At 66.3% G+C, this 18,823-nt stretch carries 19 protein-coding genes; 10 read left to right on the forward strand and 9 right to left on the reverse strand.

What is annotated here, in order from left to right; translation table 11 throughout:
- The first annotated feature begins 59 nt into the window (after positions 1-59).
- Genes KQ910_RS17315 through KQ910_RS17325 form a run of 3 tightly spaced genes read left to right on the forward strand, consistent with a single transcriptional unit; the run spans position 60 to position 3,242 of the window.
- Positions 60-764: a VWA domain-containing protein gene (locus KQ910_RS17315; protein WP_216962920.1), complete on the forward strand. Its 705-nt coding sequence runs from the start codon at positions 60-62 to the stop codon at positions 762-764.
- Entirely contained in the window at positions 761-1,960 is a 1,200-nt protein-coding gene (locus KQ910_RS17320) for an acyl-CoA dehydrogenase family protein (protein ID WP_216962924.1), read from the forward strand. Before KQ910_RS17315 ends, KQ910_RS17320 begins: the two co-directional genes overlap by 4 nt.
- On the forward strand, positions 1,953-3,242 hold the full coding sequence (locus tag KQ910_RS17325) for an alginate O-acetyltransferase AlgX-related protein (protein WP_216962927.1): 1,290 nt from the start codon (positions 1,953-1,955) through the stop codon (positions 3,240-3,242). Before KQ910_RS17320 ends, KQ910_RS17325 begins: the two co-directional genes overlap by 8 nt.
- Here KQ910_RS17325 and KQ910_RS17330 read toward each other — a convergent pair.
- Positions 3,239-3,991 (reverse strand): SDR family NAD(P)-dependent oxidoreductase, encoded by a 753-nt coding sequence (locus tag KQ910_RS17330; protein ID WP_216962930.1) that lies wholly within the window; start codon positions 3,989-3,991, stop codon positions 3,239-3,241. The two genes, KQ910_RS17325 and KQ910_RS17330, sit on opposite strands and share 4 nt — an antisense overlap.
- An 11-nt stretch (positions 3,992-4,002) precedes the next feature.
- Positions 4,003-5,253 (reverse strand): hypothetical protein, encoded by a 1,251-nt coding sequence (locus tag KQ910_RS17335; protein ID WP_216962933.1) that lies wholly within the window; start codon positions 5,251-5,253, stop codon positions 4,003-4,005.
- Positions 5,254-5,352: 99 nt separating this feature from the next.
- Here KQ910_RS17335 and KQ910_RS17340 point away from each other — a divergent pair, with 99 nt between their 5' ends.
- Complete coding sequence (locus KQ910_RS17340) at positions 5,353-6,237, forward strand: YicC/YloC family endoribonuclease (RefSeq protein ID WP_229600436.1); 885 nt, start codon at positions 5,353-5,355, stop codon at positions 6,235-6,237.
- Complete coding sequence (gene gmk / locus KQ910_RS17345; protein ID WP_216962939.1) at positions 6,227-6,874, forward strand: guanylate kinase; 648 nt, start codon at positions 6,227-6,229, stop codon at positions 6,872-6,874. The genes KQ910_RS17340 and gmk overlap by 11 nt, the downstream gene beginning before the upstream one ends.
- Here gmk and KQ910_RS17350 read toward each other — a convergent pair.
- The 4 genes from KQ910_RS17350 to KQ910_RS17365 are packed head-to-tail and all read right to left on the reverse strand — an operon-like array spanning position 6,849 to position 10,828.
- Positions 6,849-7,652 (reverse strand): lysophospholipid acyltransferase family protein, encoded by an 804-nt coding sequence (locus KQ910_RS17350; RefSeq protein ID WP_216962942.1) that lies wholly within the window; start codon positions 7,650-7,652, stop codon positions 6,849-6,851. The two genes, gmk and KQ910_RS17350, sit on opposite strands and share 26 nt — an antisense overlap.
- A gap of 21 nt (positions 7,653-7,673) precedes the next feature.
- Positions 7,674-8,507 (reverse strand): 16S rRNA (adenine(1518)-N(6)/adenine(1519)-N(6))-dimethyltransferase RsmA, encoded by an 834-nt coding sequence (rsmA, locus tag KQ910_RS17355; protein ID WP_216962944.1) that lies wholly within the window; start codon positions 8,505-8,507, stop codon positions 7,674-7,676.
- Position 8,508: 1 nt separating this feature from the next.
- Positions 8,509-9,507 (reverse strand): 4-hydroxythreonine-4-phosphate dehydrogenase PdxA, encoded by a 999-nt coding sequence (gene pdxA / locus KQ910_RS17360; RefSeq protein ID WP_216962947.1) that lies wholly within the window; start codon positions 9,505-9,507, stop codon positions 8,509-8,511.
- Between the two features lie 10 nt (positions 9,508-9,517).
- A complete protein-coding gene (locus tag KQ910_RS17365; protein WP_216962950.1) occupies positions 9,518-10,828 on the reverse strand; it encodes a peptidylprolyl isomerase in 1,311 nt (436 codons plus the stop codon).
- 162 nt (positions 10,829-10,990) lie between these two features.
- Here KQ910_RS17365 and KQ910_RS17370 point away from each other — a divergent pair, with 162 nt between their 5' ends.
- A complete protein-coding gene (locus tag KQ910_RS17370) occupies positions 10,991-12,037 on the forward strand; it encodes an FkbM family methyltransferase (protein WP_216962953.1) in 1,047 nt (348 codons plus the stop codon).
- Between the two features lie 5 nt (positions 12,038-12,042).
- Here KQ910_RS17370 and KQ910_RS17375 read toward each other — a convergent pair whose 3' ends face one another.
- From KQ910_RS17375 to KQ910_RS17385, 3 genes are all read right to left on the reverse strand, one after another.
- Positions 12,043-13,296 (reverse strand): glycosyltransferase family 2 protein, encoded by a 1,254-nt coding sequence (locus KQ910_RS17375; RefSeq protein ID WP_216962956.1) that lies wholly within the window; start codon positions 13,294-13,296, stop codon positions 12,043-12,045.
- A gap of 73 nt (positions 13,297-13,369) precedes the next feature.
- Positions 13,370-14,587: an HAD-IIIA family hydrolase gene (locus KQ910_RS17380; RefSeq protein WP_216962960.1), complete on the reverse strand. Its 1,218-nt coding sequence runs from the start codon at positions 14,585-14,587 to the stop codon at positions 13,370-13,372.
- Positions 14,587-15,213: an SIS domain-containing protein gene (locus tag KQ910_RS17385; RefSeq protein WP_216962963.1), complete on the reverse strand. Its 627-nt coding sequence runs from the start codon at positions 15,211-15,213 to the stop codon at positions 14,587-14,589. The genes KQ910_RS17380 and KQ910_RS17385 overlap by 1 nt, the downstream gene beginning before the upstream one ends.
- A 155-nt stretch (positions 15,214-15,368) precedes the next feature.
- On the opposite strand from KQ910_RS17385, the gene KQ910_RS17390 reads away from it, so the two are divergent.
- Genes KQ910_RS17390 through KQ910_RS17405 form a run of 4 tightly spaced genes read left to right on the forward strand, consistent with a single transcriptional unit; the run spans position 15,369 to position 18,816 of the window.
- Entirely contained in the window at positions 15,369-16,409 is a 1,041-nt protein-coding gene (locus KQ910_RS17390; protein WP_216962966.1) for an NAD-dependent epimerase/dehydratase family protein, read from the forward strand.
- Positions 16,402-16,857 (forward strand): dTDP-4-dehydrorhamnose 3,5-epimerase family protein, encoded by a 456-nt coding sequence (locus KQ910_RS17395; protein ID WP_216962969.1) that lies wholly within the window; start codon positions 16,402-16,404, stop codon positions 16,855-16,857. Before KQ910_RS17390 ends, KQ910_RS17395 begins: the two co-directional genes overlap by 8 nt.
- A complete protein-coding gene (locus tag KQ910_RS17400; protein WP_216962972.1) occupies positions 16,850-17,860 on the forward strand; it encodes a GHMP family kinase ATP-binding protein in 1,011 nt (336 codons plus the stop codon). The genes KQ910_RS17395 and KQ910_RS17400 overlap by 8 nt, the downstream gene beginning before the upstream one ends.
- A 2-nt stretch (positions 17,861-17,862) precedes the next feature.
- Entirely contained in the window at positions 17,863-18,816 is a 954-nt protein-coding gene (locus tag KQ910_RS17405) for an NAD-dependent epimerase/dehydratase family protein (protein WP_216962975.1), read from the forward strand.
- Positions 18,817-18,823 lie beyond the last annotated feature (7 nt).

Consider the following 18,823-nt stretch of genomic DNA (forward strand, 5'->3'; position numbering starts at 1 on the left):
AATGTTGGCGCGCAAGCGCGGCTGCACCATATTGAAGGCATCGCAGAGGGTCAAAGGACGTGGCCGACAAACCCAGTGTTCCGTCTACCGCAGGTGCGAACGCCGTCGATGCATTCGTGCGCGAGCTCGGCAACTTGCCGGCCAATCGCACGCCGGGCGGCCGCGGCCGGCTGCTGTTCGCCATGGACGCGACGGCGAGCCGCGAGCCGACCTGGGATCATGCCTGCGCCATCCAGGGCGAGATGTTCGTGGCCGCCGATGCGCTGGGCGGCCTCGACGTGCGGCTCGCCTTCTATCGCGGCTTCGAGGAATTCAAAGTGAGCAAGTGGACGTCGGACGGCCGCGAGCTGGCGCGCCTGATGGGTGGGGTGCGCTGCGCCGCCGGCCGCACGCAGATCGCGCGGCTGCTGCGCTACGCCGGAGACCAGCGCCGCGAGAGCCGGCTCGACGCCGTGGTCTTCGTGGGCGATTGCTGCGAGGAGGATGTCGACGCGGTCGGCCACGAGGCGGGCCAGCTCGGCTTGCTCGGCCTGCCCGTGTTCGTGTTCCAGGAAGGCGACGATCGCACGGCCTCGCGTCTCTTTCCCCAGATCGCAAAGTTGACGCGTGGCGCCTACTGCAGGTTCGACCGTTCGAGCCCGGATCAACTCAGGCGCCTGCTGGGCGCCGTCGCCGCCTATGCTGCCGGCGGCCGCTCCGCGCTGTTGAAGTACGGCAAGGACCAGGGCGGCGTGGCCGCGCTTCTCACCAACCAGATGAAATGACCACGGACCTGCTGGCTGCCGTCGAAGCCTTCTTCGACACCGAAATCCTCCCACGCCATCGCGAATGGGCGGCGCATGTCTCGTCACACAAGGGCACGCCGCCGTTCATGGCAGGGCTGCAGGCCAGGGCGCGCGCCGCGGGGCTGTGGAACCTCGGCCTGCCGGACCGCATGAGCAGTCGCGCCTATGCGCCGATCGCCGAGATCACGGGCCGCCTGCCGTGGGCGCCGGAAGTGTTCAACGCCCAGGCGCCCGACGTTCCCAACATGATCATGTTGCAGCATGCCGCGAGCGCCGAGCAGAAGAAGCGCTGGCTCGATCCGCTGCTGGACGGCCGCATCCGGTCGGCTTTCGGTATGACCGAACCCGACGTCGCTTCGTCCGATGCGACCAACATCGCCACGAGCCTGCGACGCGACGGCGACGACTGGGTGGTCAACGGCCGCAAGTGGTACATCACCGGCGGCGCGCATCCCGCTTGCGCCTTCGTGATTGTGATGGGCGTGTCGCGGCCCGAGGCGGCGCGCACCGGCCGGCATTCCTGCGTGATCGTGCCGATGCCGTCGCCCGGCCTGCGGGTCGTGCGAGAACTGCGTTTCCTCGGCTGGGAGGACAGTATCGCGCCCATCGCCGAACTCGACTTCAAGGATGTGCGTGTGCCGGCCGGGAACCTGTTGGGCGAAGAAGGCGAGGGCTTTGCGGCGGCACAGGTGCGGCTGGGGCCGGCGCGGCTGCATCACTGCATGCGTGCCATCGGGAGCTGCGAGGTCCTGGTCGAACTGATGATGGCGCGGGCCGCCGAACGGCGCACCTTCGGTCGGGCGGTGATCGACTACGATTCTACGCAACAGGCCATCGCCCGCTCCCGCATCGAGATCGAGCAGGCACGGCTGCTGGTGCTGCGCACGGCCGAGCGTCTGGACAGCGACGGACACCAGGCCGCCTGGCGCGACGTTTCCATGGTCAAGGTCGCGGTGCCGGAAATGGCCCAGCGCATCGCCGATCGGGCGATGCAACTGTTCGGCGCCATGGGCGGCAGCGACGATGCGCCGATCCATCGCGCCTATGCCGTCGCGCGCATGCTGCGGATTGCCGACGGGCCGGACGAGGTGCACCTGCGGCAGATCTTCCGTCAGGAGCGGCCGGCCCGGTGGACCGTCGCGAACTCGCCCTATATGACGCCGGGCGATGACTGAGAACGGCCGCAAGCGAATCTACGCGATCGTATTCGGGCTGATCCTGACCGGGGTCACGCTGGCGGGCCTCGAACTGCTGGCCTCTCTCGAGGCGCCGCCGTGGCCCGCACGGGCGCTGCGCTCGACGCCGCCGGTCAACGTGCAGTCGAGTGACTTCACCGGCCTCGCGGACAAGCCGTGGATCTTCGAGCCCTACAATTCATGGGGCATGCGCGACAAGGAGCGCGGCATCGCCAAAGCGGCGGACGGCGGATTCCGCACGGTCTTCATCGGCGACAGCTATCTGGAGTTCCAGCTCACGCGCCTCACCGTGCCTGGCGAGGTCGAGCGGCGCTTCATCGAGGCCGGCCAGCCGAAGGCCGAGATGATCAATCTCGGAATCTCCGCCACGGGCCCGCGCAGCTACTACTATCGGATGCGCGACGTGGCTTTTGCGCTGTCGCCCGATGCGCTCGCGGTGTTCTTCTTCTCGGGAAACGACTTCCTCTATGACGGGCAGGGCTACGGTCAGGGCATCCTGCCCAGCCTCGTCAGCGAGGCGCCCGGCGGTTCGATCCTCGGCAACGTCATGCCGAACGCCAACTGGGTGCTGGTCAATCGTCTGCGCCTGTCGGAGATGCTGACGACCAACAAGCCGGTGCCGCAGGAATTCGACACGCTGGCGAAGATCGCCCGCCTGCCGCCGGCCGAGCGCACGCCGGCGCTCGTGCGTCACGTCAAGCGCTACTACTACCCCGACCTGACTGAGCAACAGATCGCCGCCATCTTTGGCCGCGACGGCGACGCGTTCTGGCAGGCCTACGCCTCCGGCAAGGTCGACGACGAATCGCTGCAGGGCTGGCTGCTGAACCTCATGACCAAGTCCGAGGTCGAGCAGTCTCCCTACTTTGAGGCCACGACGAAGGAGCAGGCGGCGCGTCTTGTGAAGGACGGCGACATCCAGGCGACGCTGTCGTGGCTGACGGCGATGGACCGCGCTGCCCGCGAGCGCGGCGTGCCGCTGATCCTGTTCATCGTGCCGCCGGGCACCGTCGATCCCGATTATGTCGCCTACTGGAAGCCGTGGCCGCGCTTCTACGCCTTCAACGTGATCGCCGACTACCGGCAGGATCGGCTGCTCGAAGCCCTGGCCAGGACGCAGATCCGCTACGTCGACCTGCGCAAGGATTTCGCCGGCGTGCGCGGTGCCTATCGGCGCAGCGACGCGCACTGGACCGACAAGGGCGTCGAGATCGCGGCGAACCGCGTCTACGAAGAACTGCGCAAGCTCGAGAAGCGCTAGCCGGCGCCGAGCAATCGCGCGGACCAGCGGCCGGGCAGGGTCGTACCCAGCCAGACGGCGGCCTTCGTGCCGATCGGGAAGGCGATGCGCGGCCGGTTCAGGGCGAGGCCGCGGCGGATGATCGACGACGCCCTGGCCGCGGTCATCATGAACGGCATCGGGAAGGGGGCGTCGGTGGTGATGCGGCTGACGACGAAGCCGGGGCAGATGACGCTGACGCCGATGCCGTCCTTCTTTACCACGTAGCGGATGCTCTCGCCCCAGACGCGCACCGCTGCCTTGCTGGCGTTGTAGGAGGCCGAATAGGGCAGGCCAATGAAGCCAGCGAGCGAGGAGACGATGCCGATCTGGCCGCGCTTGCGTTCCATCATCCGCGGCAGCAGCCGCTCGACGGTGTTCAGCACGCCGTTGATGTTCACGTCGAGCGTCTTGCGGATGATCGAGAAATCGTCGAGCGAGGAATTGTCCTTGTCGATCGAGATGCCGGCATTGGCGATCACGAGATCGACAGGGTGTGCGTCGTCGAAGCTCTCCAGCCATGGCAGGAAGCGGTCGCGGTCGGTGACGTCGATCGTGGCCGAGACGACGGTGGCGCCTTTCGCGCGACAGGCGGACGTGACGGTATCAAGCCGCTCGACGTCACGCCCGGTAAGCGCCAGGGCCACTCCGGGGGCTGCATAGTCGAGGGCCAGGGCCTCGCCGATGCCACTCGACGCGCCGGTGATCACGATGCTTGAGAAGGTCTTCATATGCGGCGCCCCTATTGTGGCCTGGCTTGCCAGCCCCAGTTGGCGGCCATTTCCTGCGCCATGCGAGCCGCGATCAGGGAATAGCCGCGGCTATCCATGTTCTCGCGCTTGGGATGGATGTCGTCGATGTAGATCGTGCCTCTTTCGTCCTTGAAGACGTCGAGGATGCTTCGGATCTCGATGTTGCGCTCCTTGAGCGCAAGCAGTCGCCGGACAATCTCGACATAGCGCGCGCCGTAGGACTTGTCGGGCGTGTTACGGCTTTCCTCCGCGGTGAGCGGCTTGTCGACGGCCGGTACCGGCTGCAGGAAGAACATCGACTTGATGCCGAACTCGCGGGCCGAGAGATCCATCATGCGAATGTACTTGGCGTACTGCGCGATCTGCCAATCCATGTAGGCCGACGGCGAGGAGGCGATCTCCTTCGGCAATCCCATCATGGTGGCATAGGTCTTGGCGCCGAAGCCGGAGTTGTCGTCCGGCGGTTTGCCGGCAAGGGCCACGGCCAGCAGGTAGGCCGCATGCGAATGCGCCGTGACGCCCTGGCTCAGCCAGCCGGCGATCCGGCCCATGAACCAGCTGATCGCCAGGTTGCCGAACCCGTCCTTGGCGATGATCGGGTTCACGCCGAGATAGTTGGCGGCGGGCATCTCGAAGCGCACGCCGAGGCCGGGCGTCATCAGGTATTGCTCGTTGTAGCCGTCGAGCGTGACGACGGCGTCGATGAAGTCGCCATAGATCGAGAACACGATCATCTGCTGCGGCTGCTTCCAGGCGCCCAGCGCACCGTTCAGGACCTGGAAAGGCTTGCCGGTGGGGCTGACGAAATTGCGGTTGAGCTCCTCCTCGAGGAAGCTGCGGCGCGCCGGATCGTAGATCTGACTGAGCTGGGAGGCGACCGATCCGCCGGACACCAGGATCACGTAACGGTCGGGATTGCGGGCGACGGGATAGTTGTCGCCGAGCAGGCCGATATTGTTCGCGCCCGGAACGCCGCAGGGATCGTCGTGATGATGGACGAACGCCAGGTACGGGTGCGGATACATCGTGTCGACGTACCGGCAGTTTCCGCCGATGGTGAGGTCCTGGATGTAGGAATTGCGAGTGTTGGCGAAGAGGTCCTTGGCCGGCATGTAGCGGCCGTCGCGAATCGTCAGCCAGGCCGTCGACAGCAGCTCCAGACCAATGAATGCCACGGCCAGACCGACGAACAACGCCGCAGCCTTGAGGCCTGTCTGCCGTGCCCAACGCCTCTCAGCCATGATCGACACGCGCCTCAATAGTCGATTGAATCGAAATGCCGATCCACTTAAGGAGTGATGGTGCCCAAGAATGGGGCAGGGGGCAATTTGATTGCAAGCATGACGGGATACGCCCGGGCGCAGGGATCGGATGACCGGCGGCGCTGGGTTTGGGAAGCGCGCAGCGTCAACGGGCGAAACCTCGAGATCCGCTGCCGCGTACCGCCGGGCTTCGACCGCCTCGAAAATCCCGCACGCGCCGCGGTCGGCGGGCGGGTGAAGCGCGGCAACGTCTCGCTCACCCTGACCATCTCGAGCGAACGCCAGGCCAAGCCGCTCAGCATCAACCGGTCCTTGCTGGCCGAATTGGCGACCTTGGTCGACGAGGTGCGAAAGACCACGGGCGCCGCGCCTCCATCGGCCGACGGACTGCTGCGTGTGCGCGGGGTCATCGAGGAAGAGGATGGGGGCCAGGACTCCGAGGAGACGCTGGTTATCCTCGACAAGGCGCTGCAGGCGACCCTCGACGAGGCGCTGAAGGGGCTTGTCGTGTCCCGCGCGGCCGAGGGCAAGGCGCTCGCGACGGTCATCGATGGCCATGTCGAGGAGATCGAAGCCCTTTGTGTCCGGGCAACGGAACGCGCGGTCGCTCAGATCGGCACGGTGCGTGCGCGCTTCGAGGCGCAGCTCGCCGAATTGCTCGGCCGCGTGCCGGCGCTGTCGGAGGAGCGCTTTGCCCAGGAAGTCGCGTTGCTGGTCGGCAAGGCCGACGTGCGCGAGGAACTCGACCGACTCACCGCGCACATCGCCCAGGCGCGGACCCTGCTGGCCGATGCCCGGGCCGACAATCCGGTGGGGCGGAAGTTCGATTTCCTCTGCCAGGAGTTCAATCGCGAGGCCAATACGTTGTGCTCGAAGTCGGCGGACATCGAGCTGACGCGCATCGGCATCGATCTCAAGGGCGCCGTCGAGCGCATGCGGGAGCAGGTCCAGAATGTTGAATGAGGATGCCGCCGCGATCACGCGGCGCGGCCTGATGCTCGTCCTGTCCTCGCCGTCGGGGGCGGGCAAGACCACCCTGTCGCGGCAGCTTCTCGACAACGACAAGCAGATCCAGCTCAGCGTCTCGGCGACCACGCGCGCGCGCCGCTCCGGCGAGACGGATGGCGTAGACTACCATTTCGTCGATACAGCCACCTTCAGCGGCATGATCGAGCGCGGCGAGTTCCTGGAGCACGCGCGCGTGTTCGACCATTTCTACGGCACGCCGTCTGCGCCGGTGGAAGCGGCGCTCATCGCCGGCCGCGACGTGTTGTTCGACATCGACTGGCAGGGCACCCAGCAGCTCAAGGAAAAGGCCGGCAGCGACCTGGTGACGGTTTTCATCCTGCCGCCGTCGACGCGCGACCTCGAGCGCCGCCTGATCACCCGTGCCCAGGATTCGATGGAAGTCGTGCAGAAGCGGATGGCCAAGGCCGCCGACGAGATGAGCCACTGGGCCGAGTACGACTACCAGATCATCAACCGCGACATCGCCACCAGCCTGATGGAGCTCAAGTCCATCCTGACGGCCGAGCGGCTGAAGCGCGAGCGGCAGGTCGGCCTCTCGGCCTTCGTCAAGGCGTTGCGCGAGGGGCGGTGATCGGCATTCCGATGCCGGTCTGTCCCTGCGAGCGCAGCACGAGCTGGCTGGGCGCATAGGGCCGGCCGGAGAATTCCGCGATGAGGCGGTCGCTGGCGGTTTCAATCGTCTCTTCCAGCGTGCGCATGAAGGTCTGCTTGTCGAGGCCTGTCTGGATCGCGGGCAGGAACTCGATCGCGGCCCGGCCCGCCTTCTTGCGCCAGTCCCGGCGATTCCACAGCAGGCCGACCGAGGTTGCGACCGGCGTCACCGGCAGGTCGAGGTCGCGATAGAGATAGTAGATGCCCGAGCGATAGCGTTCGCGTTCGCCCGGCACCATCAGGTTGCCTTCGGGGTAGATCGCGATGTGCCGGCCGCTGTCGCAGGCGCGCCGGGCGAACTGCGCGAGGTTCTCGCGCTCGCGCCCGCCGCCGCAGGTATCGACGCGGATCATCTGCAGGCGATAGAGGATCGTGCCGATCAGCGGGTAGCGGAAGAGTTCCTGCATCGCGACGAAGGCGATGCCGCGAATGCGGGCCGCCAGGAGAATGCCGTCGCTTTCGCTATGGTGCTTGTTGGCCAGCAGAACCGGTCCGTGCTCGGGAAGGTTCTCCAGGCCCCTGTATTCGATCTTCATGCCGCCGATCCAGCGCATGCCCCAGACGACGGCGCGAGCCCAGTGGAACAGCAGGCCGCGCAGCAGGACCGGCGTGGGAATGGGGACCAGCAGGATGCCGATCACGGCAACCAGCAGTGTGCCGAGATAGAAATAGAGATTGAAGGCTAACGAGCGGATCATGGATTCAATAATAGTGAGCGCTCACTCACTGTCAAGAGCACCCGCCAGTTTCACGAAGTCGTCGACGGTCAGCTCCTCGGCGCGCGCCGTGGGCTTGAGGCCGAGCGCCTCCAGAGTAGTCACGGGGTCGGCAAAAACGCTCGCCAGGGACCCTCGCAGCATCTTGCGGCGCTGGCCGAAGGCTGCGGCCGTCACCCGCTCCAGCGGCCTCAGATCTGCCAGGCGATCCGCCGGCGGCCGCGGCGTGAGGCGCGCCACCGCGGACGTGACCTTGGGCGGCGGGACGAAGGCGGTGGGGGCGACGTCGAACAGCCGGCGGACCTCGCAGACATGCTGTGCCAGAACGGACAGACGCCCGTAATCCTTGGTTCGGGGGGATGCCACGAGGCGATCGACCACCTCCTTCTGGAACATCAGCACCATGTCGGCGATGTCGCTCGCCGCGTGGAGCCATTGCACCAGCAAGGCTGTCGACACGTTGTAGGGCAGGTTGGCCACGATCCGGCGGGGCGCAGGGCCGAGATCCCGCGGCTGGATCCGGAGGGCATCGGCCTCCACGAGTTCGAGGCGTCCGTCGGCCACGGCCTGCAGTTCGAGGAGCGGGCCAAATGCCCGCGCGTCCACTTCGATGGCGACGACCCGGTTTGCCCCTTCGAGCAGCAGCGCGCGCGTGAGGCCACCCGGCCCCGGGCCGACTTCGATCACGGTCCCGTCGTTCAGCGGCGTTGCCGCGCGCGCGATGCGGCGCGTCAGGTTGAGGTCGAGCAGGAAATGCTGGCCGAAGCGCTTCCTGGCATCGAACCCGTGGGTGGCGATGGTCTCCCGGAGGGGGGGCAGGGCCTCGACGCCGTCCATCTCAGTGGCCGCGCCGGCGCGCCATGTCGTCCGCCATGTCGATGGCCGCCAGCAGGCTGGCCGGGTCGGCACGGCCGGTCCCCGCAATGTCGAGTGCCGTGCCATGGTCGGGCGAGGTTCGCACGAAGGGCAGGCCGAGCGTCACGTTGACGCCGCCGGCAAAGTCGATGGTCTTGATCGGGATCAGCGCCTGGTCGTGATACATGCAGAGCGCGACGTCGTAGGCTGGCCGGGCCGCCGCATGGAACATCGTGTCGGCCGGTGCAGGACCATGCGCGGCGATACCTTCCCGCTGCAGCGCTTCGATGGCCGGAACGATGATGCGGCGCTCCTCGTCGCCCATCGCGCCCTGTTCGCCGGCGTGCGGGTTGAGCGCCGCCACCGCAAGCCGCGGATGCGCTATGCCGAACAGATCCCGCAAGCCCCGGGCCGCGATCCGGCCCGCCCGCACGATCTGCTCGCCGTCGAGTGACTTCACGGCATCGGCCAGCGACAGGTGGATGGTTACCGGGATGACGCGAAGCTGGGGACAGGCCAGCATCATCGCGACCTCGACGCCGCCTGCGAGTTCGGCAAGGAATTCCGTGTGGCCAGGATGGCGAAAGCCTGCGTCCTGCAGCGTCTTCTTCTGGATCGGATTGGTGACGATCCCGGCGATCGCGCCGGCTTTGGCAAACTGTACCGCGCGTTCGATCGCTTCGATCGTGGTGGGTGCATTCGCAACGTCCGGCCGGCCGGGCGTTACCGGCGCGGCGAGGTGGACGGGCAGGACCGGGAGCGCGGTTGGGAAAACCGCAGCGGCTTGCTCGGGCCGGGCGATGGTCTGCACCGGCACATCGAAGCCCAGTTGCTTCGCGAGCGCCGCGAGGCGATCCGGATCGTCGAGGACGAAGAAAGGGCGGGCGCCCGAATGTCGCGCCTGCCAGGCCTTGAGGCTGAGTTCGCCCCCGACACCGGCCGGCTCGCCCATCGTGACGGCGAGCGGCGCGGTCGTGCTCATTGCCGCGACATCACGACTTGATGTCGATCGTCGCCTGCCGGCGGAGGTCGCGCATGTAGCGGCGTCCGGCGGAGTCGAGCTTCTGAATGAGAAGCTGCTGCTGGATGGCATCGCGCGTCGGCAGGCCATCGCCGCCGGCCTTACTGCAGAGGGCAACGACCTGGAGGCCCTCGGCGACGCGGAAAGGGCCCGCCGTGCCGCCGATCGGCAGGCGCGGCAGCTGTTCGTACATCTGCGCGTTGGCCGAGAGGTCGCCGACGCGCACGCCGTTGAGGTCGCCCGAGGTGCTGCCCTTGATCTGGCGCGACTGGACGTGGAGATCGTTGCACTGGCGGACGCCGCCCATGGCCTTTTGCGCGTCGGCCGTTGCGCGGTTGGTTTCCTCCGGCGATGCGTTGGGCGGCAGGGCCAGCGTCATCTGGACGAGGTTGAGCTTGACGTCGTCGGGACGGGCGGCAGCGAAAGGCCTGCGATCGACGACGTAGAGAATGTGCCAGCCGGAGCCCGACCGCACCGGCTCCGAATAGCTGCGCGGCTGCACGCGTTCGATCGTGGCATCGAGGGAAGGATCGAGGGCGCCGGGCAGGACCCAGCCCAGATCGCCGCCGGATGCGGCAGAAGCGCCTTGGGAGAACTGTTGCGCGACCGCGGCAAAGGGCGCGCCGCGGCGGAGCTGCTCCATGATGCGATCGGCGCTGCGCTTGCCTTCGTCGACGCCGTCGGCGCGGTCAACCGGCACGAATATCTCGGCGACGCGCGTCTCGGTCTTGCCGACGTTCGTGCGCATGCGGCTCATCGCGTCGTCGATCTCCGCATCGGACACGTCGACCTGCGAACGCACCTTGCGGCGGATGATCTTGCCCCAGGCGATCTGGGCCTCGATCTGCTGCTTTGCGATATCGGGCGCTACACCGACGCTCTGGAGGTAGAGCTTGAACTGTCCCTGTCCCAGCCCCGCCGCCCGCTCGATCTCGGTGTAGCGGCTGTTGATCTCGGACTCCGTGGGGCGCACGCCCAGTTTCTTGGCGTCCTGGACCTGCAGACGCTCGTCGATCATCTGGCGCAACATCTGCCCGGCCATGCGCTGACGAAGATCGGGGCTGTCCGCCAGGCCCGACGTGCGAATGGCGAACAGCACACGCTGCGACAGGTCGAAGTCGGTGATGGCGTCGTCGTTGACGCGCGCGACGACGCGAAGCCCCTGGCCAGGTGCCGCCTGGACGGAAGCGCCCTGGGCAGCGGGCCTCTGCTGGGCCGACGCTGCGGCGGGCAGCACCATCATGGCGAGGAGGAGGGAGGCGCGGAGGAGGGGCGCGGACATTTCACCAACGGAGCTTGAGAGGGACATTTATTATATTCCGTAGCAGGGTTGCTGCAACGCACGCCACTAAGGACAGAAAGTGGCAACACACAGGCACGCTTGACGCTTGGCGGTGGGTACGTTAGCCGAACCTCGGCAGAGTTGGGGGCAAATAGTTCAGGCATGAGGACGGCCCGCCGTTCAATCAGCGTCGCGAGCGCCTGGGAACGGGTTTGCTCCGGCGTGGGCTATCATCTCGACAATATGGGCCGCTGGCTGATCGTGCGGGCGCCTTCGATCGGTGCTGCCTATGCCGGAATCCTGGCGCCGCGCCTGTCGCGGCTCGAGCCGCGCCCTGGCTGGCGGTTCGCCGAGGAGTATTACGACCAGCGCCGCTGGCTCGCCTGTCGCAGGGGGGCCTTGTGGGAGGCTGCCCGGGAGAAGGAACTGGCGGTTCCCCTGACCGTGCGCTGGCACGGCGGCAACACCGTCGACGTGACGCTGGGCAACGACAACAGCCTCTGCCTCTACGTCTGCGGCTCGTTCGAGCCCAACGAATTCGCCTTCGTCGATCGCATGCTGAAGCCCGGCATGGTGTTCGTCGATGTCGGTGCGAACGACGGCTACTACACGCTCTTCGCGGCGCGCCGCGTCGGCCCGACCGGCAGGGTGATCGCCGTCGAGCCCAGTTCGCGGGAGCGCGCGCACCTGCAACGCAATCTCGGTCGCAACGGCCTCGACAATGTGCAGGTCGTTGCCGCGGCGCTGGGCGCCGAGGCGGGCTTTGTCGATCTCCACCTGGCCCACGGCGTCCATGCCGGCCACAACACGCTGGGCGACTTCGCCCATGACGACGTGGTGCGTGCGAGTTCCGAGCGCGTGCCGCTGGAGACGCTCGACGCGCTGGTCACCCGTCACAGCCTGTCGAAGGTCGATATGGTGAAGATCGACGTGGAAGGCGCCGAGGCCGGCGTCGTGGCGGGCGCGCGGACGGTGCTGTCGACCCACCGGCCTGTCCTGTTGATGGAACTGAACGATCGCGCCCTGCACGCGCAGGGGCAGAGCGCGGATACGCTGCTGAACACGCTGAAGACCGACCTGAACTATCAGGTCCTGTCCTTCTCTCCCGTCGGCGGCCGGCCGGAGCGCGCGGTCGAAGGGCTGCCGCTGTCGTCCAACATCGTCCTGGTGCCAAAGGAACGGGCGGCCGAGTTGAAGCTCGGCACCTGAAGCCGTTAGCGGCCGAGGAACGACCGCAGGCGGGTGCCAAGAGTGGGCGTGCGGCTCGTCGTCGCCTCCGGCCTGCGATCGTGCATCACGAGCTGGCTGACAGGCACGCAGTGCCGGCTGGCTTCCTCAGCGAAGTCGGCGACGGTCCGCACGACATTGGTGTTCGTATAGTAGCTATAGCTGACGGTACCGGTCCGGTCGTCGGTACCGTAAGTGAAGTCCTGCTTCTCGGACAGCGGGACCTTGGCCGGGATCGGGATGTCGCGCATGTCGACGCCGTTGCGCTTGGCCATGGTCTCGACCGCGGCAACCACCTCGTCGAAGCGCGCGAAGTAGCGCGGCGCCGCCTGCACGATCCACTTCAGGAAGTCGCGCATCTCGACCGGGATGTCGCCGATCTCGGACTTGAACTTGTTCTGCAGCCAGAACAGCTCCTCAACGATGCCAACCTCGGTGATGAAACCTCCCACGAGCCGGTCATCGAAAGGCTTGTCGATCACGTCTAGATTCGCGTCGGCGAGCCACTTCTTGTACGCCTCGTCGTTGATGTGCGCGTACATGTGGGATGCGCCGTTGCTGTGCCTCGAGGCGCCGTTGATGCCGAGCGACCGGTACGAGTAGAGATAGGCCTCGCTGTTGATCGCGTTCACGATCGCGGAACTCACGTCGGGTGCGCGGAACCAGAAATAGCGGCCGTACTTCTTGCGGGCCTGCTCGATGGTGCTGCGGGGAACGAACGAGAAGACGATGGTAGGTAGCTCTGCCTGATGAAGGCGGCCAGCATAGGCCTGATGCAACGCCCAGCGGCTGTCGCGAACCTCTACGACGCGTCCCACGCGCATCTGGCCAAGTCCACGATAGCTGGGAACGATGAAATCGGGCCAGAAATAGTGGACCGACTGCCAGGTCAGGGAGAGGTTGGGATACTGTGCGTGGAGATGGGTCGCGATCTCGACTGAGTCAGGGAACATGCCGTCGTCGTCGCCCAGGTAGTGGACGTAATCGCCCTTGACGTGATCCAGCGCGAATTCCCAGTTGTCGAGCATCGACAGACGCTCGGGCGCACGGACGTAGCGGATGCGCGGGCTGGCGAAGGCGTCGACGACCTGGCGCGTCTCGGGCGTGCTGTAGTTGTCCATCACCACCAGCTCGAAATTGTCGCGGGTCTGCGCGAGGATCGTCTGGATGGCGGGACCCAGCACGTCGTGCCGGTCCCGGGTCGGGATGACGAAGGAATAGAACGGCGGGGTCGACGTCATCTGGGCGCTCGTGCGGGGGCGGGATAAGCGATGGGGCGCCTTGTATTAGGCCGCGCCGCCCGCGACAAGGTTCTCAGCCAGGGACGCCTCTACGCAAAAGTTCGTCGACGACGGCGGCGAGTGGGCGGTCCGAGGTGACGAAATGGAAGGGGCAGCCGGCGGCGGCGGCTGCCTCGCCGTCACGCTCGTCGTCACCCACGAAGGCCGTCCGGCTGAGATCGACGATCAGTTCGCGCTGGGCCTGGAAGAGCATGCCCGGCCGGGGCTTGCGACAGTCGCAGCCTTCGTCCCAGTTGTGCGGGCAATAGAAGATCGGGCCGATTTCACCGCCGGCGGCGGCGGCTTCATCCCGCATGCGACCGTGGATCACGTGCAGTTTCTCGAGGGTGAGATGGCCGCGCGCAATGCCGGGCTGGTTGGTGATGACCGCCGTCCGCCAGTTGGCCTCGTTCAGCCGCCGCAGCGCGTCGAGCACGCCCGGCAGCCACGCCCAGTCGCTCCAGTCGCAGACATATTCCGCCCTCGGCATCCGGCGATTGAGGACGCCGTCGCGGTCGAGCAGGAGGGTGGGCTTCCGCGCCAGGAAAGAGGCAGTCTCGGGCAGGCGCGCTTGCGTGCCGACGCTGTAGTAGCGATGGCGCGTGACGTTCGCCAAAAGCGCGTGGCGCGCGATCAGCCGGGGATAGATCGTCTTCTCGAAGGAGCAATCCTCCTCCGGCAGTTCGTCGAGAATCGAGCGGCGGCCCATCAGGAAGCCGATGTCGACGCCCCTGAGGCCGGGGGCGGTCCTGGTCTTGTCGTAGACCGACAGGAAGCCGTCGCTGCCGACCACGACATTGTCGCGTGTGTAGCCGTCGTCGTTGGCATAGACCGTGACCATCGCCTCCGCGTCGCCGCGCGAGAAGCGCTGCCACATCGCCTCGATATCGACCGGGCAGTAGTTGTCGCAGTAGGCGAGAAGGAAGGTTGGCTCGATTTTCGGGATCGCCTTGCGCAGGCGCGTGCCCGTGTCGTCCTCGACCGGCGTGACCGAATAGTCGATCTCTACTCCGAAGCGGCTGCCGTCGCCGAAATGCTCCTGCACCGCCTCGGGCAGGTAGCCAAGCAGCAGCAGGAACCTCGTCATCCCCCGATCCCGCAGGAACTCGATCAGGTATTCGAGGAAGGGGCGGCCGTGGAACGGCACCATCGGCTTGGGGATCGAATCCGTGATGGGGCCGAGGCGCGTGCCACGTCCGCCGGCCAGGATCACGGCCTGTCGCGGCCGCTGAAGGTCCATCGTGGACGGCATCAGAAGCGCGTCGATTCCATCTGCTCGGCGGGCAACGCGCCGAGTCGAAGATACTGGGCGAGGATGTGCATGAGGCTTTGGTGGGTATCCTCGACCACGCCGTAATTGTCGGCCGCGACATGCAGGCTGACATCGGCGAGCCTGGCGCTTCGGCCGCCGGAGAAGCCGGTCAGGGCGATCGTCGCCATGCCGTTTTCGCGCGCCCACTGGACGGCGCGGACGATGTTCTCGGAATCGCCCGACGAGGAGATCGTCATCAGGACGTCACCGGGCCGTGCCGCCGTCCTCAACTGCTGGACGAAGACCTCGGCGAACTCCAGGTCGTTGGCGATGGCCGTGACAAGCTCGACCGTGGCGGACAGGCTGAAGACACGGGGACGAAGGCCGGTCCCGGTCGCGATGCCCTTGGAGCAGTCGCAGGTCAGGTGGTTGGCGATGGCCGCTGAGCCGCCGTTGCCGCAGGCGAAGATCAGCCGGTCCTCGGCAATGGCATGGGACAGAAGGGCCGCGGCCCGGTCTATCTGGTCGCCGCCGACCGACTGCAAAGCACTCGCAAGATTGATTGCATAATCGAGGGTGAAGGCGCCCGCGGAAGGGTATTTCCGGCTGGGGAACTTGGTTTTCATCGGCAATTCCCGGCAAGGGTTGACGTAGCCCCGGCGCATGGTCCAGTTGTCAGCCTCGATTGAGGCAGGCCAGCTTGGTTTTGCAAGCTGTCGATTGCAAGCATCCGGCTCCACCGGGAGCACCGCAGACTGGCTGCAGGGGAGGTTCTTTTTTGATGCGCGGGAAAGTCCTGGTTACGGGTCACGATGGCTACATCGGGGCTGTACTCACACCCTCTCTTGTTCGCTCGGGCTACGACGTCGTCGGCTTGGACACCGGGTATTTCTCCAAGTGCCTGCTCGGGACCGAGCCGGCCAAGGTTCCGACCATCGCCAAGGACCTTCGCGACGTCGAGGCATCCGACCTGAAAGGCTTCGATGCGATAGTGCATCTCGGCGCGCTGAGCAACGATCCGGTCGGAAACCTGAACAAGGGCTGGACCGAGGACATCAACTTCCACGCGTCGGTGCGACTCGCCAAGGCTGCCAAGCAGGCCGGCGTCCGGCGCTTCATCTTCTCCTCGTCCTGCATCATGTACGGTCTCTCGGAGGCCCAGTTCGTCGACGAGACGGCGCCGCTCAATCCCCAGACCGACTATGCACGCTCCAAGGTTCAGACCGAGGACGCGTTGCGGGAACTGGCCGACGAAAGTTTCTCGCCGGTCTATGTGCGCAACGGCACCGTCTACGGCCTCTCGCCGCGCCAGCGCCTCGACACCGTGCTGAACGCGTTCGTCGCGGAGGCCCTGACCACCGGCCATGTCACGATGCACAGCGACGGCGAGCCGTGGCGGCCGGTCGTTCACGTCGACGATCTCGCGCGAACCTTTGCTCTGTATCTGTCCGCGCCCTTCGAGACCATCCACAACCAGGCCTTCAACAACGGCGCCGATCATCTCAACTACAAGATCCGCACGATCGGCGAGGCGGCCGTGAAGGCCGTTCCCGGCGCCAAGCTGACGATCGAGGCGCGGCCGGGCGCGGACCAGCGCACCTACCGTGCGAGCTTCGCCAAGTTCGCCAAGACCTTCCCCGAGTTCAAGTTCGAGTGGACGCCGGAATCCGGCGCCGTCCAGCTCGCGGAGGCCTTTACCAGGGTCGGCCTCGACAAGGTCGCGGTGGCGAGCGGCAAGTTCATCCGTCTCAGCTGGCTGAGGCACCTGATCGACGACGGTCGACTGGACGAGAATCTGAAGTGGCGAGGCGTCAATGGCTGAGATCGATGGTGTGAAGGTCGTTCCGCTGCGCCAGATCGTCGATGAGCGCGGCAAGATCATGCACATGCTCAAGGCGACCGATCCGCACTTCAAGTCGTTCGGCGAGATCTACTTCTCCTGCGCATGGCCCGGCGTGGTGAAGGCCTGGCACATCCACCAGACGATGACCGTGAACAACGCGGTGATGGTCGGCCGTGCGAAGCTGGTGATGTACGATCTGCGCCCCGATTCGCCCACCAAGGGAACGCTCCAGGAGGTGTTCTTCGGCGAGGACAACTATGTCCTCGTGCAGATCCCGCCCGGTATCGCCAACGGCTACAAGGCCTACGGTGACAAGATGGTGGTGATGGCCAATTGCGCCAGTGAACCGCACCGCCCGGACGAGATGCTGCGCCTGCCGCCCTTCACGCCGGAGATCCCGTACGATTGGGCCCTCAAGCATGGCTAGATCGTGGCGGCCGCCGCGGCTCGTCACGACAATGACACCGCTGCGCATCAGTTATATCGGCGGCGGCTCGGACATTGCAGATTTCTATGAGCAGGACCGTGGCGCCGTCGTCAGCACGGCGTGCGACAAGTACATCTATGTGACGGTGAAGGCGCACTCGCCGCTGTTCAACGAGGCGTATCGCATCAACTACTCCGTGACGGAGCACACCGATTCGCTGGACGACATCCGCAACGACATCGTGCGCGAGTGTCTGAAGCTGGTGTCCGTGCCGGCCCCGTTGCAGGTCAACATCGCGTCCGACCTGCCGGCCAATTCGGGACTGGCGTCATCCTCGGCCTTCGCGGTGGGGTTGCTTTATGCCCTGCATACGCTGAGGGGCGAGGATGTCTCGGCCGCCCAGCTGGCGGAAGAGGCTTGCACCGTCGAGATCGACCGGTTGGGTCATCCGATCGGCAAGCAGGACCAGTATGCGGCGGCGTTCGGGGGCCTCAACCTCATCCAGTTCCACCCCGGCGGCGCCGTCTCGATCGACCCGATCTCAATCGGCGAGGATCGCCTTCGTGTCCTGTTCCGCGACAGCCTGGTCTTCTGGACGGGCATCCAGCGTGCTGCTGCGACGATCCTGACCGAGCAGCGAGCCAAGCTGGCCGACACCCGCCATCTCGTGGCAGCGATGCGCGACGACGCCATGGTGCTGCGGGACAGGTTGCGGGCGAACTGTACGGTCGCCGAGATCGGCGCGCTGCTCGACAGTAACTGGCGCCGCAAGCGCGAGCTCGCGAGCAGCATCTCCGAAGAACGCATCGACCGCTGGTACGAAGCGGCGCTGGCGGCCGGGGCGCACGGTGGCAAACTGCTGGGTGCCGGAGGCGGGGGCTTCCTTCTGCTGCTGGCGCCGCCCGAGAAGCACGCAGCCATCAGGGCCGCCCTGGGCGAGCTCACCGAGGTTCCGATGGCCTACGAACCCCGCGGCACCCGCGTCCTCTACGCGGTCTCCTGACGATGGATCTGGCAGGCCGGAGAATTCTGTTCACCGGCGGCGGCGGCATGATCGGCGCCAATCTTGTGCGCCATGCGCTCGGGGAGAAAGCCAGGGTCTTCGTCACGGCGCGTACGCCTGCGTGTCCGGCAAATCTTTCGGAACTGGCGGGAAGCGTCGAGTGCCATCAAGCCGATCTGCGCGATCCCGAGGCAATCCAGCGCGCGGTCGACGCCGCGCAGCCGGAAATCGTCGTCCATCTCGCGGCCACGGCATTCAATCCGCCGCCGGCGGCGTCGGATCATGTCGACGTCAATGTGCGTGGCACGGCCAACCTTCTCCTGGCGCTGGCGGGGCAGAAGGACGTCCGTTTCATCCAGGCCGGCAGCGGCGCCCAGTATGGCGATGGCGACGGGCTGAGGGAGGATGCGCCGGAGCGTCCGGCGAACTGGCTGGGGATGACCAAGTCGGCTGCAGCGCAACTGGTCCATGGGGCAGGCCGTCTCTATGGATGGCGGACGGCGGAACTGCGGCTGTTTACGCCGTTCGGCCCGTGGGAGGGGCGGCATCGCCTGATCCCCCACGTGATCCTGTCCGCCCTGGCCGGCGACACCGTCACCATCCGGAATCCCCGACCCGAGCGGGATTTCGTCTATATCGGCGACGTGGTCCGGGCATTCCACAATGCCATGACCCTGGACATTCCGGGCGGCTCGACCATCAACATCGCGTCGGGGCAGGGGCGGTCGGTGGGAGAGGTCGCGGGCGAAATCCTCGCCCTGATGGGCAAATCGGGGTGCCTTTCGGTTCAGCCGTCCGAGGTGCGCGCCGACGAGATCTGGCGGTGCAGCGCCGACATCTCCCGAGCCCGGGAAATGCTGGATTGGCGGCCAGAAGTGCCATTTTCCGAGGCATTGCGGCGCACAATCGATTGGTTTACTAACGCGCCCCAGCATACCAGCAGTATGCGATCGTAGGTGAAAC

The organism is Reyranella humidisoli (genome assembly GCF_019039055.1).
Taxonomy (GTDB): Bacteria; Pseudomonadota; Alphaproteobacteria; order Reyranellales; family Reyranellaceae; genus Reyranella; species Reyranella humidisoli.

Coding starts and splice junctions, on each gene's coding strand:
- KQ910_RS17320 (WP_216962924.1), top strand. CDS start 761: ATGACCACGGACCTGCTGGCTGCCGTCGAAGCCTTCTTCGACACCGAA.
- KQ910_RS17325 (WP_216962927.1), top strand. CDS start 1,953: ATGACTGAGAACGGCCGCAAGCGAATCTACGCGATCGTATTCGGGCTG.
- KQ910_RS17330 (WP_216962930.1), bottom strand. CDS start 3,991: ATGAAGACCTTCTCAAGCATCGTGATCACCGGCGCGTCGAGTGGCATC.
- KQ910_RS17335 (WP_216962933.1), bottom strand. CDS start 5,253: ATGGCTGAGAGGCGTTGGGCACGGCAGACAGGCCTCAAGGCTGCGGCG.
- KQ910_RS17340 (WP_229600436.1), top strand. CDS start 5,353: ATGACGGGATACGCCCGGGCGCAGGGATCGGATGACCGGCGGCGCTGG.
- gmk (WP_216962939.1), top strand. CDS start 6,227: ATGTTGAATGAGGATGCCGCCGCGATCACGCGGCGCGGCCTGATGCTC.
- KQ910_RS17350 (WP_216962942.1), bottom strand. CDS start 7,652: ATGATCCGCTCGTTAGCCTTCAATCTCTATTTCTATCTCGGCACACTG.
- rsmA (WP_216962944.1), bottom strand. CDS start 8,507: ATGGACGGCGTCGAGGCCCTGCCCCCCCTCCGGGAGACCATCGCCACC.
- pdxA (WP_216962947.1), bottom strand. CDS start 9,507: ATGAGCACGACCGCGCCGCTCGCCGTCACGATGGGCGAGCCGGCCGGT.
- KQ910_RS17365 (WP_216962950.1), bottom strand. CDS start 10,828: ATGTCCGCGCCCCTCCTCCGCGCCTCCCTCCTCCTCGCCATGATGGTG.
- KQ910_RS17370 (WP_216962953.1), top strand. CDS start 10,991: ATGAGGACGGCCCGCCGTTCAATCAGCGTCGCGAGCGCCTGGGAACGG.
- KQ910_RS17375 (WP_216962956.1), bottom strand. CDS start 13,296: ATGACGTCGACCCCGCCGTTCTATTCCTTCGTCATCCCGACCCGGGAC.
- KQ910_RS17380 (WP_216962960.1), bottom strand. CDS start 14,587: ATGCCGTCCACGATGGACCTTCAGCGGCCGCGACAGGCCGTGATCCTG.
- KQ910_RS17385 (WP_216962963.1), bottom strand. CDS start 15,213: ATGAAAACCAAGTTCCCCAGCCGGAAATACCCTTCCGCGGGCGCCTTC.
- KQ910_RS17390 (WP_216962966.1), top strand. CDS start 15,369: ATGCGCGGGAAAGTCCTGGTTACGGGTCACGATGGCTACATCGGGGCT.
- KQ910_RS17395 (WP_216962969.1), top strand. CDS start 16,402: ATGGCTGAGATCGATGGTGTGAAGGTCGTTCCGCTGCGCCAGATCGTC.
- KQ910_RS17400 (WP_216962972.1), top strand. CDS start 16,850: ATGGCTAGATCGTGGCGGCCGCCGCGGCTCGTCACGACAATGACACCG.
- KQ910_RS17405 (WP_216962975.1), top strand. CDS start 17,863: ATGGATCTGGCAGGCCGGAGAATTCTGTTCACCGGCGGCGGCGGCATG.